This is a genomic window from Photobacterium piscicola, from assembly GCF_046058925.1.
Lineage (GTDB): Bacteria > Pseudomonadota > Gammaproteobacteria > Enterobacterales > Vibrionaceae > Photobacterium > Photobacterium piscicola.
Genome location: NZ_CP175534.1, coordinates 1,492,161 through 1,513,382, shown reverse-complemented (window position 1 = coordinate 1,513,382; position 21,222 = coordinate 1,492,161). Strand labels below are relative to the sequence as shown.

At 40.6% G+C, this 21,222-nt stretch carries 4 protein-coding genes; 2 read left to right on the top strand and 2 right to left on the bottom strand.

Features of this window, described 5'->3' with window-relative positions; translation table 11 throughout:
• Positions 1-159 precede the first annotated feature (159 nt).
• Together ACJZU6_RS07265 and ACJZU6_RS07260 are read right to left on the bottom strand one after the other, a co-directional pair.
• Positions 160-906 (bottom strand): DUF2884 family protein, encoded by a 747-nt coding sequence (locus ACJZU6_RS07265; RefSeq protein ID WP_080159150.1) that lies wholly within the window; start codon positions 904-906, stop codon positions 160-162.
• Between the two features lie 65 nt (positions 907-971).
• On the bottom strand, positions 972-18,110 hold the full coding sequence (locus ACJZU6_RS07260; protein WP_408900884.1) for a retention module-containing protein: 17,139 nt from the start codon (positions 18,108-18,110) through the stop codon (positions 972-974).
• A gap of 392 nt (positions 18,111-18,502) precedes the next feature.
• Here ACJZU6_RS07260 and ACJZU6_RS07255 point away from each other — a divergent pair, with 392 nt between their 5' ends.
• Both ACJZU6_RS07255 and ACJZU6_RS07250 read left to right on the top strand, forming a co-directional pair.
• Positions 18,503-19,897, top strand: a complete 1,395-nt coding sequence (locus ACJZU6_RS07255; protein ID WP_408900883.1) for an HlyD family type I secretion periplasmic adaptor subunit — start codon at positions 18,503-18,505, stop codon at positions 19,895-19,897.
• 4 nt (positions 19,898-19,901) lie between these two features.
• Positions 19,902-21,212 carry a TolC family outer membrane protein gene (locus ACJZU6_RS07250; protein ID WP_408900882.1) on the top strand — a complete coding sequence of 437 codons (1,311 nt, stop codon included), beginning with the start codon at positions 19,902-19,904 and terminating at the stop codon, positions 21,210-21,212.
• The last annotated feature ends 10 nt before the right edge of the window (positions 21,213-21,222 follow it).

Below are 21,222 nucleotides of genomic sequence, written 5' to 3'. Positions count from 1 at the left end.
TTGCACTCCTTTAGCTTGAACTGACACTTTTATATACATTGATACAATAATGATTTACAGCTATTACTTTTTGATCTTATCTATAAAGTGTAGGTGCTTATCCCAATAAAAATAGCACCCTTAAGTGCTATTTTTATTATGGTTAAGCTTTGGTCGCAATTACATTTTAAACATAGGTATATTTTGCAACTGTGGAATTATTTGCTGAAGTTGTTGTTCTTGCTTTGCTAACCCTTCAATTGAACCACACAAATCATTGGCTTTAACTTTCATTTCACCACTATGCTGAGCCACAGTATCGGTGATCTGAGTCTTTAACTGTGAAAATTTTGTCTGCATCTGGCTAAAATCTACATCGCCATTTTTCATTTCATCAGCCAGTGCTGCTAATACACTTGATATCGATTCAACGGTTACTTGTTGCATTGCATTTTCAAATTCAGTTTTCCACGTCGTATCCATACTAGTAAATACATCAGCAGGCATCACAAATTCACCTTGCTGATTATAAAATTTATGCTGTGCTTGTTCACTTAATTGATTAACGAGTGCTTGCACTTTTGCAAATGCTGTTTGTGAATCAAAGCTATTTGATACATCTTTCAATACAGCTAAAGCTAACCCGGTTCCTTGTTGGGCCAATGCTGCCATTTGTGGTAAATAGGTCTGCATATCATCACTGTATACTGTTAATGCTTTTTGTTGCATCGCATTAAGATCAACCTGTTGACCATTAATAAATAAATTATTGTTATCATCAATCAATAATTTAGGTTTTCCTGCTTCATAAACAGAGACACTGCCTTTATCAATATGAATAGGGTTAGGCACATCAACAGGACAGCTCTGTGCATATACAGTTCCTGAACTTAATAATAGTAAACCGCCAATTAGCCCTTTTTTCATCACTATTTTCTCTTTATTTATAAAAAAGCAGCTAATTAAAGCTGCTTTTTCAAGTTAATTAGTCGTTAATTATTATTATCGACATGAAACGCATTATGGTTAAATAAGGATGACACAATATCAGCAGAAGATGCACCATCAACTAAACCTAAGTCATTCTGTGGGTTAATATTTTCTAACACTATGTGTTGTGATTTACCGTCAAGGCTACTTACTTCAAGATTAACATTGCCTTTATTGTCTACATCAGCACTCACATGACTTAATAGATCATCCATCTTTAAACTAGCATTTTCATCATCAGTCAGTAAATCATGAATATTGATTTGATCTTTATCTAATTCAAAATCAGCAATGGTATCAGTATTTGCTACAGTAGAAAGCGATGTTTCATGCCATGTGAACATATCGTTACCATTACCACCAGTTAAAATATCGTTACCTTGCCCTGCAACTAGAATATCATTACCATCAAAACCAAATAATGATTCACCTTGATTATCAGCAGTTAAGGTATTGGCCTGTTGATTACCAAAATTATCGCTCAATTCAAGATTGCCGCTATTAAGTAACGCATCCAATTTATCTTCATTAGACATACTAGTTGCATTGTTACCAAAGAGATCATTATGGCTAATACCATTCAATATGATGTTTTGCACTACTTGATGTTGGTCATCAAAAATCTGAATTTCAGTATTGCCCTGTTGCTCAATAATATTCAACCGATTATTGAGATCATCCAAAGATTGAATATTTTGACTATCGAGCGCATCACCAAGGTTAATCGTATCAATACCAACTTCAAAATCCATTACAGTGTCAGTTACTGGCGCATTAACTGTACCAAAATCAGCTTCAGACCATAAGAAAGTATCTTTAACACCATCCCCATGGCCATCAAGATCGCCTCCCCACAGAATATCATCACCTCGGCCGCCAACTAAAATATCAGACGCTAAACCACCCACAAGAATATCATTGCCGTCACCACCAAACAGCGTGGCTTGTGCTGTGCTATCAATCACTAAGTTAGCTTGATCAGATGCATTATTTTGACCAATAAGATTATTGGTTGGACTCAGGTCATCTACCGCAATATTAATATTTACAGGTGGGGACATCGCCTGAGAACCATCTAACTCAGTCGATACCGCAACAGCACTAATGGTGTGAGCACCTTGTTCCAGGTCTTTGATGTAAACATCATTCAGATCTTGAGCTGTAATTTGCCAATCACCATTGCCTAAATCGGTACCAATAACATTGCCAGCTTTATCAACAACCTGAGCTGAGCCTAAATCACTAAGTTTGACAGTCAGTGCTTCAGAAGCATCAGCTGACGCTGCAGCAATTAAACCAATCAAAGGCACCATTGTCCCTAATGAGCTTTGAATCGCTGCGGTTTGAATATGATCCGGACTTAAACTTAAAGACGGCATATCCGCTTTTGGTGTGACGGTAATATTGACTTTATTGGTCGTCGATAGACTGCCACCAGAACCAGTATTACCACCATCATTGGTTGTAATGGTCAATTCATCATTGCCACTGAAATTTTCAGCTGCAGTATAACTCACGCCACTATCAAGTACCGCGTTGATATCTGCCATTGAACCTTTCAGAACCACATTACCGCTGCCATCATCAGTAACTTCAACACCACTATTTGTCGGTAATGTAATCGATAGTGAGCCATGATTAACCGCTAATGTCACCGACATCGCTTCATTATTGGCAAGCTCATTAAAGTCAGCATCGGTAACTTTTATACCTTCCACAACTGTTGCAGTATCTTCACTCGCAGTAATGGTGGTAGGTACCTCATTGACCGGTGCATCATTGACCGCATCGACAGTGATATCAACCGTACTCACATCGGTTAACGCACCACCGCTACCGACATTACCGTTATCAGAAGTGGTCATGGTTAGCTGATCGCTACCGTTATAGTTTTGATCGCCACTGTATTCAATCCCCGCATCAAGCAAGGTATTAATTTTATCGATATCACCACTTATCACTAACTTACCATCACCATTATCAGTGATCGTTAGTCCTTGAGTATCGGTAGCAATAATCGCCAGTTGTCCATGCTCTACGCTTAGCTCAACTGTCATTTGCCCCGATGTACTACTTTCTTTGGCATCAACATCGGCAATACTCAATCCAGTAATAATATGGCTACTATCTTCATTAACATCAAATGGTGCTGGTACAGTGTTAATTGGGGCGTCGTTAACTGGTGTTACTGTGATATCAACAGTACTCACATCCGTTAATGTACCGCCGTTACCCACATTACCATTATCCGACGTTGTCATGGTTAACTGATCGCTACCATTAAAATTTTCATCGCCAGTGTATTTAATACCGCCATCCAACAAGGTATTAATCTTATCAATATCACCACTTATCACGAGTTTACCATCACCATTATCAGTAATTGTTAACCCTTGAGTATCTGCAGCAATGATTGACAACTGCCCATGCTCGACATTGAGTTCAACCGTCATTTGGCCTGAAGTGCCACTCTCTTTAGCATCAACATCAGCAATGCTTAATCCAGTAATAATATGGCTGCCATCTTCATTAACATCAAATGGTGCTGGTACAGTATTAATTGGGGCGTCGTTAACTGGTGTTACTGTGATATCAACACTATCGGTATCTGTTAATGCACCGCCGGCGCCTGAATTACCATTATCGTTAGTCGTCATGGTAAGACTATCAGTACCATTAAAATCTTTATCGCCAGTATAGTTAATGCCTTGAGCTAATAGTTGGTTGATTAACGCTAAATCACCATTAATAACCAACTTACCATCGGCATTATCCGTAATTGTTAGTCCGGATGTATCTACTCCTGCAGCAATAGCAAGTTGCCCGTGATCAACACTTAATGTAACGGTCATGTCCATAATGGCACCATGATCATTACTATCAACATCAGTAATTTGAAGGTCTTTAATGACTAAAGTTGCATCTTCATCAACTGTTAATGGTTCTGATGGCAGATGGTTTACTGGTGCATCATTATCTGGCGTAACTTCTACATGAATAATTTTATCAACAGCAACACTATCCGTTCCGACAATGCCATTATCCACCGCTCGAATATCTAGATTTAAGTCGCCATTCCAAATATTGCCATCAATAACAGTTTGATTATTGGCGTCACCTGGATTGAAAATTAAGGTATCAAGATCAGATCCCGTTACTTTAATAATCCATGAGCCATCTAGTTGCTTTTCTGCACTACCAGCAACACCATCAGGAAGAATAAATGAACTTGAATCTGGCACATTAGTAATGGTGATTTGTAATGATTCGGCACCATTTTCATGCACATTTGTCCCTGGGTTGTTAATGGTTTTTTGATCATCAAAAGCTTTAATTCCCAAATCAAGCGTAATTGGACTATTTTCGTCACCACTTACATTTGGATCAACATCAGTATCCACTTTATCAGCGACTGGATTAACATCAATGGTGATCGTTTCACGATTTTCCGCTGGTTTATCTAATGAAGCCTCTTGTGAATAAACCACAATATCAATATCAACTTTACCGCTGAAATCATGTGGTGGACGCACTTTAATATCACTTAAATCAAAGCTTTCGCCAGATGCAGTAATCGTCCATACACCACCACCATTATTTACGGCACCTTCAATAATGAAGCCATCAGGCACATTTTCTAATTTCATCGAAACAATATGCTCTGATCCATCGACATCTTCTAAAGAACCACTAATTCCTGCAAGTGGAATAGCGGTATCTTCATCACCAACAATCGGTGTATCAATACCCTGCCATTTAATTTCATCATTCACAGCAATAACATCAAAACTGACCGTACTATCAAACGATTTCGTATCAGTTACTGTTGCACCGGTTGTTTGATCATAAATAGCCGTATCAATTACAGTCGTACTAACATTAATATCAACTTTACCGCTAAAATCTAATGCTGGCTTAAAATGAATATTATCAAGCTGACTTTGATCTACCGTAATTGATGTGCCCAACACGTTACCATCAGCATCAATAAACACGCCATCACTAGTATTTGCCAATGTCAGTGTTACTGACTGTATCGTTTCTTTACCGTCAGTTTCAGATGTATCGGTATCTTTTAAACTCATCGAAAGATCGAGTTTAATATCGCCATCTTCGTAAGCAATATTATCGTATACCTGCTCTTGCTTATCATCTGATGTCGAGATCGGCTGCTTATCGGCGTTTAAGCCATCAGTTTCTACAACCGTAATTGCTACATTTTTAGGACCATCAACTTGTGGTGCAACTTGCACAGCAATAGTGTCATTCTTGGTTATGTAATCGCCACTATCGGTATCTGTGGTGACATAGGTAACATTAAACTTAAAATCTCCGGCGTAATCAGCAGGAAGATTTAACGTAACGCCTGAAAGATCAACTGTACCATCAGCAGCAACAGGTACTTTTAATACGTACTCTCCCGTTACATGGTCAAAATCAGCCCCTGAAATAGTTGCACCTTGAGGTAAATCATTACCATTGATAACCAAGGTAAAGTCATCATGGGTTTGATCTCCGTTAGCTGTACTAATGGTAACAACGTTATCCATTATTTGCTGACCAAGATTAACGCTACTATCTTCAGTGCCTGTTACGATATAGCTACCATCAACAATGATATCGGCAGCTTTTTCAGTATGACTTTCAGTGTTAGCGCTAAAATCTAGAATAATTGTTCCTTTCTCATCAACTTTGTCACTCACATCACCGTCATCACTCATATCTTGAACAAGAGCATTAATATTAAGAGTTAACTGACCATTAAACCCTTCTGGTGCAATGATTTTTAAGTCATCTAGTGATGATTGCGGCACCGTCCAGCTACCATTACCGTTATTAATACCACCAATAATCACAAATCCTTCAGGAATAGGATCTAACACAATTTGCGTGATCACTTCTGAACTTGAAGTATCATCATTCTGCCAAGTAATTTTGCCGTCAGATCCAGCATCATTAGATAAATCAATAATACCGTCGGTACCTGAGGCAATCGTAGTCTCTTGTGTACCATTATGATCAATAACTATTGAACCATCAGGCTCAACAACCGCTTTAATATCTACATCCAATGTGCCAGTAATATCTTTGGTTACTGTTTCTTTATTACCGTCGACATCAGTTTGAGATACGGTAACCGTTGAGGTTAACTGAATATCTTGATCTGAATTATGAGGTGCAGTTACTGTTAATTCACCGCCATCAAGTAATGTCTGTAATTGCTGTGTAGTTAATTCTATATGACCACTACTGTCAGTATTAAGCAGAGTACCATCTATAAACAACTGATAACCTGCAGGTAATCCACTTAAAGCTAAACCTGTAATATGCTCTTGCGGATCAGTCAGCGATGGTTGCCAATGAACAATAGTTGCTTCGTCTTCTAGTCCTGTCGATATGGTGGTGTAATTATCCGCATCAATTTCAGGTGTGATATGAATAATCAACTCACTATTAAACTCAGCACTTGCACCATCATTTTCAGTCACAACAGTACGGACATCTAAGCTGATATCTTCAGTACTGTTCTGTGGTGGCTTAATCACAATATTGGTTAATGAGTCAAGGTTTACTTGATAAATAGGCTGACCATTACTGTCTTCACCTGCGTAAACCAAGGTTTGTAGATTACCTTCTGCATCATAAATCTCAGTCCCTTTTGGAATGCCTGAAATAATTACACTAAGCGTTTCAGATCCATCGGTATTACCATCAGCATTGGTGTGCTCACCAGAGACGACTTTAAAATCAAATTTAGCTTCGCCATCTTCTTTAATCGTGGTTTGTAAACCATCTCGACCATCATCCAATGGTGTCCAATCAGGGTTTTCAGATACAATTTCAGGGTGATAAACCACACCGGTTAACGCAACATCAATGGTTTGAGGACCGATGATTTTTTCACTGGTCTCAGTTATCACTTGACCGTTAGCATCTGTCACTTGTGCGATATCACGGACAACACCATTAACCGTAATACTAAAATCGACATTACTGTCTAACGGCGGTTGCATTGATAAACCGCTTAGTTCTTGGTATGAGATCTCATACACGCCATCGGCATTTGGCGTCAGTAGCTGATCATTAACATACAGTACTGCGCCTTCTGGTAAAGCTGATATCTGTAAGAATAAATGCTCAGAATTATCAGTATTATCATCGAGTGAGACCAAACTAATATGGCTTGATAAGTCAATCCGTTGATCTTCATTTGCTTCTACTCGCGTTACTTTAAGCACACCATCATCAGCATCAGGATTAACATTAATAATAACTGTTTTCTCAGCCGAATCAGCAAATTGATGCCCATCAACAAAGTTACTCTTTTCTTTACTTTGCGCTTGAATAGTTAACTTAATATCACCACTAAAGTTATCGACTGGATTTACTTCAACCGCAGCCATCTGATTTACAGTTACTTTATAGATACCAGAGCCTGGTGAAGTCTCTGTTAATAACTGTCCTCCTATTTCTAAGGTACACTTATCTTGATATTCAACAGGGACGGTAATGAAATAAAATAGCTTTTCTGAACCATCCGTGTCTTGTAAATCAGCCACAACATCAAGCAGAACGTTATTCTGATCTTCTGTCGTGACATAATGATCAACCGAACTTGCATTCCAAACAGGTGTATCTGCAATCCCTTGAACATTAACGGAAAACTCACCATTCATCACCGGATGATTACCACCATCAGTGGTATTGATTTGTGCTGTTACATCAAATTTTATTCCAGCGGCGGAAGTTGAATAGTCGGCATCAGGAACAAAAGTTACACCTTGTAAGGTAAACTTCACATCTGGTGGGTTGGTATTATCAACCGTAAAGGCATTCGGTGGTAAGGTAACACTACCATCACTATTAACAGTGAGTGGTTGCCCGTTATACATAAACACACCATGTGTTTGTGCTTGCGGTTGAATAGTTACCGTACCAACATGTTCACCACGGTCGTTATCTCCACCATCAATGGTCATATTGATTGCAATACCACTTCGGCTAGGATCAACATTATCGGTTGGATCTGTAGAGTGGCGCCCATCGTCTTCTTCACCGATGCTGTTCTCAGTATGAAGAATAGTATCTTGATCTGATAATTCGATAGTGATGGTACCTTGAGCTGTATCACCATCCCCATCTGTCACTTCAAAACCAATTTGTTTAATAATTTCTTCTTGGCTATGAGTAAGATCAGCATTTGATCTAAAGATTGTTTGACCATCAGGCTTTATGAATAACTGGCCTAGTAATTGATTACCATCATAAACATCAAATTCATGGTATCCGTCATGACTCAAGTTCTCATCGCTCAACGCAATTTTGTCACCATTAATAGTGACAGAAGTAACTTGGGCTCCATCTGCACCAGTTTGATCAATAACATAACCATAATTGGTATCACTGATATGATCTGCTGTACTTTCTACTGCAATTAAAACTACATTTTCAACAGTAGGAATATCATCTTTAATTGTGACATCAATATTAACACTCGCGCTCAGGTCACCATCTTTATCAATAGCATAAACAGGTATTTCAATGGTTAATTGATCTTCACCTTGGGTTGGGTGATCGATGGTGCCATGCAACTGGAAGATATAACGGCCTGTTGGTAGTAAGTAATAAGTAAACACAATATTACCGTTAGCAATACCTTGATAAGTACCTTCACTTGATTGTGATAACGTTATCTTATTTCCATTTGAGGTTATGTCATTTTGTTGATTAAAAGAGTCAACATCAACTTTATAAGTTGAAATATAGTCACTTCCTGAATCAACAATAATATCGCCAAGAGCAGATTCACCATCCCCCGAGGGGGTCGAACCAGAAGCTAAATCACTTTCCTCAACCGTTAATGCAGGTGCGGCTGTGATCACTGGGCCAGTACCATCATTAATGGTGATTTGAGCATTAATATAGTTATCGCTATCACCATCAAGATAATCACCATCGGTATCTTGTATCTGTACTGGTACATCAATAACGATTCTATCGCCATCAACAGTAACCAATCCACCGTCAGTATTACCACTATGATCAAGCGGAGAATGTTGAGTAATAGATACTTTAATATCAGCATCATGACCGTTTGCAGCTTGTATCGCAGTCACTGTAACGGTAAGCACAATTTGACCATTTGCAGTACCCGTCAAAACACCGCTAACATGATCATAAACAAAGCTTACTGGCGCACCATCTGCCGTTAGTTCTGACTGTAGTTCATTAATCAATGATGTAAGTTTGCTGTTATCTATAGTTGCTGTTGTTGGATCAAGTCGGTCAACCCCTGCAGTTACTGCAATATCAACATCACCTGATACCGGGTACCCTTGTTGATCAGCAGTTGGCGTTAAATCACCTTCAGTAATAGTAATTGAGCCAGTCTCACCACCTGTAGCATTTTCACCATCATGAATATTGATCGTGATTTGGCCTGGCTTACTAACATCACCATCATGATCTTGCGCATAAACGTCTAGCTTGATGATTTCATTATCAGCAACCACGTCATCAACTTGATCTATCGGTTGTTGTTGGGTAACCGTATAGTGACCGTCAATATCAATACTCACTTCCATCACAATCTGAGACGGATCACTTTGCAGTACAACAATCACACTTGTACCGTCAGCACTTACATGATAGCTCGTGGCATGACCATTACTGGTTAAACCATTTAATGATACTTGTTCACTTCCAAAATAAACTTTTTCTATTTGGTCGCTTCCAGTATCAACATTAATTGAGCCTGAGCCTGTTGCCTGACCTGATGTACCTTCGTCTAAGGTTGCTGAAGTATCTTGTCCAAATGACGGTTTTTGACCATCTTTAATTGTAATGTTTACATCAACAGGTTGTTCTAACGCATCACCATCAGTATCCTGCATTTGAACAGGCACATTAATAGTAATCTTACCGCCTCTAACATCAACAAATGTACCGTTCGCGTGTAAGTGATCTAACGGTAATGATTGTTGAATGGTCATATCAACACTGACATCACCATTTGCTAATGATGATGGTGTCATCGTAATCAATACCGCCTCATGCCCACCTGTTGCGGTTACACCCGTTATGGTAATGACACCATTAGCTCCAATCTCAACATTAAAACTTAACGTTTCACCATCCGATGTAAGGCCATTTAATTCGGTTAGCAATGTCGACTTAACACTATCTGTGATTGTCAATGAAGTAGCGACTAAGGCATCATCAGTTGCATCAACAGTGAATTGTCCGGAGCCAACAACAGGGTAACCTTTACCTGGGCGAGGATTTTCTAAATCTCCTTCGGTAATAGTAATATTGGCTTGAACGCCTTCACCTGTAGGATTTAGACCATCCTTAATATGAATCTCTAATTGACCCGTATTGCTAATATCACCATCATCATCAGTTGCAACAACACTAAGCTCAATATTGACACTGTCACCTGCTGCATTATTTTGTTCAATAGGTTGATGTTGTTCAACGATATAATGACCATCATTACCAATAGTAATAGTCAGTACCGCTTCACCATCATTAGTACCACCGTCAATGACGACATGAATTTCGTTACCATCAACAACATAACGAGTGGCCTGATTATTCGATAGAATGCCATCTAGTGATGGTTGAGATATCTGAAAATCAATATGGGCGATATTATCAGAGCCAACATCAAGCGCTATTTTACCATTGGCTGTTGTCCCTGTTTCGGTTTCGACAATGGTGGTGCCGCTATCGGTACCAAATTCAGGGTAGGCGCCATCCTTGATAGTAATATCAACATTGGCAGGCTTTTGTAACCAGTCGCCATCCGTGTCTTGCGCCTGAATCGGCACATCAATGGTGATCTTATCGTTAATGCTATCGACTAAGCCATCCACACCACTGTCGGTATGATTTAATGGTTTTTCTTGAGTGATAGTCACTTTTACATCGATATCGTGACCATTCGCCGCTTGTACCGCATCCAATGATACCGTCACAACTGGCTCACCTGCCGCCGTGCTACCAATTAATACGCCAGTTGCAGCATCATAATGGAAGCTGATCGCTTCATGATTGCCCGTGGTTAATTCAGATGACAGTTCATCTATTAACGTGGTTAATTGTTTTGGATCGATAGTGACCTTGGTGGGATCTAAACGGTCAGCCCCGGCTTCAATTACTACTGTCGTAGAGCCTGAAACAGGATAGCCTTGCTCGCTGCCTTGTGGGGTTAAATCACCTTCAGTGATCGTGATTTCACCGTGCTCATTACCACCCGCGTCTGCGCCATCGGTAATATCAATCACCACTTGACCGTTAGTGGTATCGCCATCGTTATCAGTGGCCGTCACACCCAAGTTCAGATTAACAACATCATTCGCTGATTGATCAATCGGGCCTGTGACTTCAACGGTGTACGAACCATCCGTTGCGATAGTCACCACAATTACCGGTTTATTATCACTATCAATAACAGTCAGAACATTACCTGAAACTGTAAATGTTGTTACCTCACCATTACTGGTGATTGTATTTAAACTCGGCTGATCGGCATTAAAATCAATGTGGTGAATAGCATCAGAGCCAACATCGAGTGGCACATCGCCATGAATAACTTGCCCTTGTTGAGTCGTTTCATCAATAGTGGTACCGCTATCGATACCAAATTCTGGGTTAGCGCCATCCTTGATCGTGATATCAACATTGGCAGGCTTTTGTAGCCAGTCACCATCGGTGTCTTGCGCCTGAATCGGTACATCAATGGTGATCTGATCGTTAATGCTATCGACTAAACCATCCACACCACTGTCAGTGTGATTTAATGGTTTTTCTTGAGTGATAGTCACTTTTACATCGATATCGTGACCATTAGCCGCTTGTACCGCATCCAATGATACCGTCACAACTGGCTCACCGGCCTCAGTGCTACCAATTAATACGCCTGTTGCAGCGTCATAATGGAAGCTGATCGCTTCATTATTACCCGTGGTTAACTCTGATTCTAATTCGCTAATTAACGTGGTTAATTGTTTTGGATCGATAGTGACCTTGGTGGGATCTAAACGGTCAGCCCCGGCTTCAATGACTACTGTTGTAGAGCCTGAAACAGGATAGCCTTGCTCACCCGTTTGAGGGGTTAAATCGCCTTCAGTAATGGTGATTTCACCGTGCTCATTACCACCGGCGTCAGCGCCATCAGTGATATCAATCACCACTTGACCGTTAGTGGTATCGCCATCGTTATCAGTGGCCGTCACACCCAAGTTCAGATTAACAACATCATTCGCTGATTGATCAATCGGGCCTGTAACCTCAACGGTGTACGAACCATCCGTTGCGATAGTCACCACCATCACTGGTTTATTATCACTATCAACAACAGTCAGAACATTATCTGAAACCGTAAATGTTGTTGCTTCACCGTTACTGGTAATTGTATTTAAACTCGGCTGATCGGCATTAAAATCAATGTGGTGAATAGCATCAGAGCCAACATCAAGAGGCACGTCACCATGAATAACTTGCCCTTGTTGAGTCGTTTCATCAATGGTGGTGCCGCTATCAGTACCAAATTCTGGGTTGGCGCCGTCTTTAATCGTGATATCAACATTAGCAGGCTTTTGTAGCCAGTCGCCATCAGTGTCTTGCGCCTGAATCGGTACATCAATGGTGATCTGATCGTTAATGCTATCGACTAAACCATCCACACCACTGTCGGTATGATTTAATGGTTTTTCTTGAGTGATAGTCACTTTTACATCGATATCGTGACCATTGGCCGCTTGTACCGCATCCAATGATACCGTCACAACCGACTCACCTGCCGCCGTGCTACCAATTAATACGCCAGTTGCAGCATCATAATGGAAGCTGATCGCTTCATGATTGCCCGTGGTTAATTCAGATTCTAATTCACTAATTAACGTGGTTAATTGTTTTGGGTCGATGGTCACTTTACTTGGGTCAAGACGGTCTGCACCCGCCTCAATCACAACCGTCGTATTACCCGAAACCGGATAGCCTTGCTCGCTGCCTTGTGGGGTTAAATCGCCTTCAGTAATGGTGATTTCACCGTGCTCATTCCCCCCCGCGTCTGCGCCATCGGTGATATCAATCACCACTTGACCGTTAGTGGTATCGCCATCGTTATCCGTCGCCGTCACGCCTAGGTTAATGTTGGCAATGTCAGCATCGTTTTGATCAATTGGGCCTGTAACTTCAACGGTGTATGAACCATCCGTTGCGATAGTCACCACCATTACTGGCTTATTATCACTATCAACAACAGTAAGAACATTACCTGACACCGTAAATGTTGTTGCTTCACCGTTACTGGTGATTGTATTTAAACTCGGTTGGTCGGCATTGAAATCAATATGATGGATAGCATCAGAGCCCACATCAAGCGGCACGTCACCATGAATAACTTGCCCTTGTTGAGTCGTTTCATCAATGGTGGTGCCGCTATCGGTACCAAATTCTGGGTTAGCGCCGTCTTTAATCGTGATATCAACATTAGCAGGCTTTTGTAACCAGTCGCCATCAGTGTCTTGCGCCTGAATCGGTACATCAATGGTGATCTGATCGTTAATGCTATCGACTAAACCATCCACACCACTGTCGGTATGATTTAATGGTTTTTCTTGAGTGATGGTCACTTTTACATCGATATCATGACCATTAGCCGCTTGTACCGCATCCAATGATACCGTCACAACCGGCTCACCCGTTGCCATGCTACCAATTAATACGCCAGTTGCAGCATCATAATGGAAGCTGATCGCTTCATGATTGCCCGTGGTTAATTCAGATTCTAATTCGCTAATTAACGTGGTTAATTGTTTTGGATCGATAGTGACCTTGGTGGGATCTAAACGGTCAGCCCCGGCTTCAATTACTACTGTCGTAGAGCCTGAAACAGGATAGCCTTGCTCACCCGTTTGAGGGGTTAAATCGCCTTCAATAATGGTGATTTCACCGTGCTCATTACCACCGGCGTCTACGCCATCGGTGATATCAATCACCACTTGACCGTTGGTGGTATCGCCATCGTTATCAGTCGCCATCACACCCAAGTTCAGATTAACAACATCACTCGCTGATTGATCTATCGGGCCTGTGACTTCAACGGTGTACGAACCATCCGTTGCGATAGTCACCACCATCACTGGCTTATTCTCACTATCAACAACAGTCAGAACATTACCTGAAACCGTAAATGTGGTCGCGGCACCATTACTGGTTAGGTTGGCTAAGTCCGGCTGGTCAGCATTGAGATCAATGTGATGAATAGCATCAGAGCCAACATCAAGAGGCACATCGCCATGAATGACTTGTCCTTGTTGAGTCGTTTCATCAATAGTGGTACCGCTATCGATACCAAATTCTGGGTTTGCACCGTCTTTAATCGTGATATCAACATTGGCTGGCTTTTGTAACCAGTCGCCATCAGTGTCTTGCGCCTGAATCGGTACATCAATGGTGATCTGATCATTAACGCTATCGACTAAACCATCCACACCACTGTCGGTGTGATTTAATGGTTTGTCTTGAGTGATGGTCACTTTTACATCGATATCGTGACCATTAGCCGCTTGTACCGCATCCAATGATACCGTCACAACCGGCTCACCTGCTTCAGTGCTACCAATTAATACGCCTGTTGCAACGTCATAATGGAAGCTGATCGCTTCATTATTGCCCGTGGTTAACTCTGATTCTAATTCGCTAATTAACGTGGTTAATTGTTTTGGATCGATGGTTACTTTACTTGGATCAAGACGGTCTGCACCCGCCTCAATCACAACCGTAGTGTTACCCGATACTGGATAGCCTTGTTCGCTGCCTTGTGGGGTTAAATCACCTTCAGTGATTGTGATTTCACCGTGCTCATTACCACCCGCGTCCGCGCCATCGGTGATGTCAATCACCACTTGACCGTTGGTGGTATCGCCATCGTTATCGGTGGCCGTCACACCCAAGTTCAGATTAACAACATCATTCGTTGATTGATCAATTGGGCCTGTGACTTCAACGGTGTACGAACCATCCGTTGCGATAGTCACCACCATTACTGGCTTATTATCACTATCAATAACCGTTAATACGTTGCCATTCACGCTGAAGCTCGTCGCCTCACCGTTACTGGTGATTATATTTAAACTCGGTTGGTCGGCATTGAAATCAATATGATGGATAGCATCAGAGCCCACATCAAGCGGCACGTCACCATGAATAACTTGCCCTTGTTGAGTCGTTTCATCAATTGTGGTGCCGCTATCGGTACCAAATTCTGGGTTAGCGCCGTCTTTAATCGTGATATCAACATTAGCAGGCTTTTGTAACCAGTCGCCATCAGTGTCTTGCGCCTGAATCGGCACATCAATGGTGATCTTATCGTTAATGCTATCAACTAAACCATCCACACCACTGTCGGTATGATTTAATGGTTTTTCTTGAGTGATAGTCACTTTTACATCTATATCGTGACCATTAGCCGCTTGTACCGCATCCAATGATACCGTCACAACCGGCTCACCTGCCGCCGTGCTACCGATTAATACGCCTGTTGCAGCGTCATAATGGAAGCTGATCGCTTCATTATTGCCCGTGGTTAACTCTGATTCTAATTCGCTAATTAACGTGGTTAATTGTTTTGGATCGATAGTGACCTTGGTGGGATCTAAACGGTCAGCCCCGGCTTCAATTACTACTGTTGTAGAGCCTGAAACAGGATAGCCTTGCTCACCCGTTTGAGGGGTTAAATCGCCTTCAGTAATGGTGATTTCACCGTGCTCATTACCCCCCGCGTCTGCGCCATCAGTAATATCAATCACCACTTGACCGTTGGTGGTATCGCCATCGTTATCAGTGGCCGTCACACCCAAGTTCAGATTAACAACATCACTCGCTGATTGATCAATCGGGCCTGTGACTTCAACGGTGTACGAACCATCCGTTGCGATAGTCACTACCATCACTGGCTTATTATCACTATCAACAACCGTTAATACGTTGCCATTCACGCTGAAGCTCGTCGCCTCACCATTACTAGTAATACCTTGAAGACTTGGTTGTTCGGCATTGAAATCAATGTGGTGAATAGCATCAGAGCCAACATCAAGTGGCACATCGCCATGAATGACTTGCCCTTGCTGAGTCGTTTCATCAATGGTGGTGCCGCTATCGGTACCAAATTCTGGGTTAGCGCCATCCTTGATAGTGATATCAACATTAGCAGGCTTTTGTAGCCAGTCACCATCAGTGTCTTGCGCCTGAATAGGTACATCAATGGTGATCTGATCGTTAATGCTATCAACTAAACCATCCACACCACTGTCGGTATGATTTAATGGTTTTTCTTGACTGATAGTCACTTTTACATCGATATCGTGACCATTAGCCGCTTGTACCGCATCCAATGATACCGTCACAACCGGCTCACCTGTGGCTGTGCTACCAATTAATACGCCTGTTGCAGCATCATAATGGAAGCTAATCGCTTCATTATTGCCCGTAGTTAACTCTGATTCTAATTCGCTAATTAACGTGGTTAATTGTTTTGGATCGATGGTTACTTTACTTGGATCAAGACGGTCTGCACCCGCTTCAATCACAACCGTAGTGTTACCTGAGACCGGATAGCCTTGTTCGCTGCCTTGTGGGGTTAAATCACCTTCAGTAATGGTGATTTCACCGTACTCATTACCACCCGCGTCTGCGCCATCAGTGATATTAATCACCACCTGACCGTTGGTAGTATCGCCATCGTTATCCGTCGCCGTCACGCCTAGGTTAATGTTGGCAATGTCAGCATCGTTTTGATCAATTGGGCCTGTGACTTCAACCGTGTATGAGCCATCTTTCGCAATCGTCACCACCATCACTGGCTTATTATCACTATCAACAACCGTTAATACGTTGCCATTCACGCTGAAGCTCGTCGCCTCACCGTTACTAGTGATTGTATTTAAACTTGGTTGGTAGACATTAAAATCCATATGGTGAATAGCATCAGAGCCAATATCAAGAGGCACATCGCCATGAATGACTTGCCCTTGTTGAGTCGTTTCATCAATGGTAGTGCCGCTATCGGTACCAAATTCGGGGTTGGCGCCATCCTTGATAGTAATATCAACATTAATAGGTTTATCAAGTAGATTTCCGTTTGAATCTGTACCCTGAATTGATACATCTACAGTAATTATATCGCCATCATGCGTGACCAATCCGTCATCATTACTTCCGATATGATCAATCGGCTGATTAATAGTTGTAGTAACCTTTACATTAACATCACGCCCATTTTCAGACACTGCACTCAAAGAAATTGACATGATAGTTTCGCCATTAAGCGAGCCAACAATTGAATTTGATTGAGTGTCATAAATAAAACTAACCGCTTCACCACCAGCCGTAATTTCATTATTAAGTTCAGAAAGTAGAGAATTAATAATAAGAGGGTCAAAAACAAAAGAAGCAGTATCAAGAGGAAGAGTTGCTGCTTCAACAGCAATAGATATTGAGGTCTGAACAGGGTACCCTTGTTCGCCTGCTAATGGAGACAAATCACCCTCCACAACAGTCATCGCACCAACTTCACCGCCATCAGCAGCTAAAATAGCATTTGGATCGATAGCTTGGATATTACGCTGAGGATCATACGCTGTATCAAAACCAGCTTTAGCTAATACAGCATCATTATCGTAATTGATTGTAATAAAACTGGAGGTTGCTGATGAACCATTTAATCCCACATTACCAGCGGCACTCTCGTTACCCGCAGCTGGTGCTTCAAACAATTCTGTCGGATCTTGCCCTGCTAAAATAGCATTTTGTAATGCTGTAATATCATCAACAGAAAATGATGCACCTTCTTTCGCCTCTCCATTAAAAGTTAGACTATTATCTAATTCAACGGTTTCAACACCCTTTGGCGTTAATACAGTACAAGTAGGACAAGGAAAGTTAACAACTTGTTCTATACCATCTTTAATTAAAATAAATTTGGCGTCACGATTAGTGACAATAACTTCATTGGCTTGAAGAGTATGTGAATCAACAATAGGGATAGGCTGTTGATTTGGCTGAAGAACAAAACCGTCTCCATCAACAAGTTTAAACTCTTCAACTTTATTATTATTATCATTTTTAGTCATGAAAACGCCCAACCTTTAGAATTCCTGATGGCATAACAATCAAACTGCATAATTTGAAATCAACATTAATATGTTTAAATTATCGTTAATTATTCATATAACTAAAGCAATCATACAGTTATTGTATACTTGGACATAAAAAACAACTTTACGTCAATACTTTGGCAGCTTATCATTAGTCTTAATTATAAACAAACAACACGTTAACATATAGATATTAGTTATATATATCGCTGAAATTATTTATACTTAAAGCGTTAAATACTACGGCAAATATATCTATCTTTATTTGCTGTAATTATAGCAATGTGGCCGTTCGCTGAGCCAAATCAACGCTGTTTTTAAGCTAATGTCATTTATCAGCCGTTCTTTCTAGGTATATAGGTTTTTATATGAGTAAAAAAGCCATCTCGATATCAACCAATGATCTCGATTTTATTGATGATAAATCAGCCGCATTACTACTAAATACTCCTAGAAATGCCAGAATAATTTTATGGGTAATGGTGTTATTCTTCTTTATTGCTATCTTTTGGGCTTCTTTGGCAAAGTTAGATAAGGTGACTACAGGCTCGGGTAAGGTTATTCCGTCATCACAACTACAGGTTGTACAAAATCTTGAAGGCGGAATTGTTAAACAAATTTTAGTTAAAGAAGGCCAAGCAGTAAAAAAAGGTCAAACTTTATTACTCATTGATGACACTCAGTTTAAATCTGATTTTGAAGAAAAAACACAGAGTCTTGCAGCAACGCATGCGGATTCATTACGTCTTAACGCCTTACTTGCCAGTGTTACCATCAATAAAAACACGAAGAATACCCAATGGAGAAAAAGTGTTAGTGTCACTAGATTACCTCCAGTTTTCAGTGCTGAGTTTAAGAAAAAACATACTCAATTAGTACAGCGACAACTTAACCAATTTTCAGGCAAATTAAATAATCTAGAAAACCAACTATCTGTTGCCTCACAACAAGCATCACAGAAAGAGCGAGAACTTACCGAAACGCGTTCTCGAGTCACTAATCTTCGAGATAGTTATAATATCGCCTTAAAAGAATACAACATCACTAAGCCATTAGCTGATGAAGGTGTAGTACCTCGCATTGAATTATTAAAGCTACAACGCTCCCTGAATGACACCAAACGAGATTTGAATTCAGCTAAACTACAAATCCCCGTGACCCAAGCCGCTATTCAAGAAGCTGGATTTAAATATATAGATATTGCTTTGCAATTCCGCTCAGAAATTCAAGCTAAACTGAATGAAACCAGTGATAAATTATCGAGTATGACAGAAACGCAAGTGGGTCTAAAAGATCGCGTGAAGCGTACCACCGTCATCTCTCCAGTTAATGGCACTATTCAAAAAATATACGTCAATACCGTTGGCGGCGTTATTCAACCGGGGATGCCATTAGTAGAAATTGTCCCCACAGAAGACACATTATTGATTGAAGCAAAAATAGCCCCACAAGACATTGGTTTTTTAAGACCAGGGCTACCAACAATCATAAAATTTAGTGCCTATGATTTTACTAATTATGGGGGGCTAAAAGGAACATTAGAAACAATCAGTGCCGATACGATCCAAGATAAAGAAGGCAATAGCTTTTATCAGGTAAAAATTCGCACTGATGCAAGCAGCCTTAAAGGTCCTAATGGCGAAACATTACCTATCATTCCGGGAATGACAGCATCAGCAGATATCATTACAGGCAAACGGTCAGTACTTGATTACCTATTGAAACCTGTCCTTAGAGCGAGTCAAACGGCGTTAAGAGAATAATTAAATGAAAAAAATATACCTTTTAAGAAATATTGCTTTATTAATCGGCGCTCAATGGTTGGCGGTGCCCGCAATGGCGCAGTCATTAGAACAGGCTATTGCCGAGACACTTTCAACCAACCCTGATATAAAAAGCGCTTACAATGAATTTCAAAGTAAGCATCAATTAATTAATGCCGCTAAAGGAGATTATTTGCCCTCAGTAGATCTAGAGGCAGGTATTGGACGCGACGATTACAAAGCTAAAAGTCCATCAGGGGAATACAATCCTCAAAGTGCTCAAATAAATATTCGCCAATTAATTTGGGATGGTTCTATTACGTATAACGATATTCAACGTAATAAAGCAGAAACAGAAGCTCAACGTTATCAACTATTATCCGATGCGCAAGATAAAGCACTTAAAGCAACAGAAGCTTACCTCAATGTTCTTCATGCTCAAGATGTCTTAACCTTGTCACAATCTAATCTCAAAGTGCATCAAAAAATGTACGTTGATATAAAAAAACGTGCAGATGCAGGGATTGGTTCGACGGCAGATTTGGCGCAAGTTGATGGCCGTTTAGCAAGTTCTAATACCAATTTATTAGCCGCAGAAAGTAATCTTCAAGATAAGATTACTGCTTTTGTGCGTATTGTTGGCGCCTATCCTGTCAATCTAGTAAAACCTGAAGTTGATAGTAACTATTTACCAACATCTTTAGATGATGCTCTTGCAAAAGCACAAAAAAGTAATCCTGTCGTATATATCGCATCAAATGATATTAATGCTGCCGAATATCAATATAAACAAGCACAAGGTACTTTTTACCCTTCATTTAGCATTGAAGCCTCACAAGAGTGGGGACAAGATCTTAATGGCTCAGCCGGTGATACCGATGAATTAAAAGCAATGCTAAAAATGCGTTATAACCTTTTTAACGGTGGGAGTGACGTCGCAAAATCACGCAGAGCAGCTTATCAAATCAATAAATCTAAAGATGTTCGAGATCGTGCTCACCGTATGTTAGAGGAAGGAACACGCCTTTCATGGAGTGCATTAACGCTATCAAAAAAACAAAAAATATTCTTACAAGAACATGTTGATGCCTCTGCCCGTACCGTTATTGCTTATGAAAAACAATTTAAGATTGGTCAACGTTCTTTATTAGATGTACTGAATACTGAAAACGAATTATTTGAAGCACGCAAAGCCTATTTAAGTGCCGAGTACGATGGTATTTTGGCAAAATACCGCGTGTTAAATGCAACAGGGTTAATTCTTAGTGAGATGCGAGTTGAAATACCTCAGTCTTGGGTACAATCAGCTAAATAAAGGAACAAAA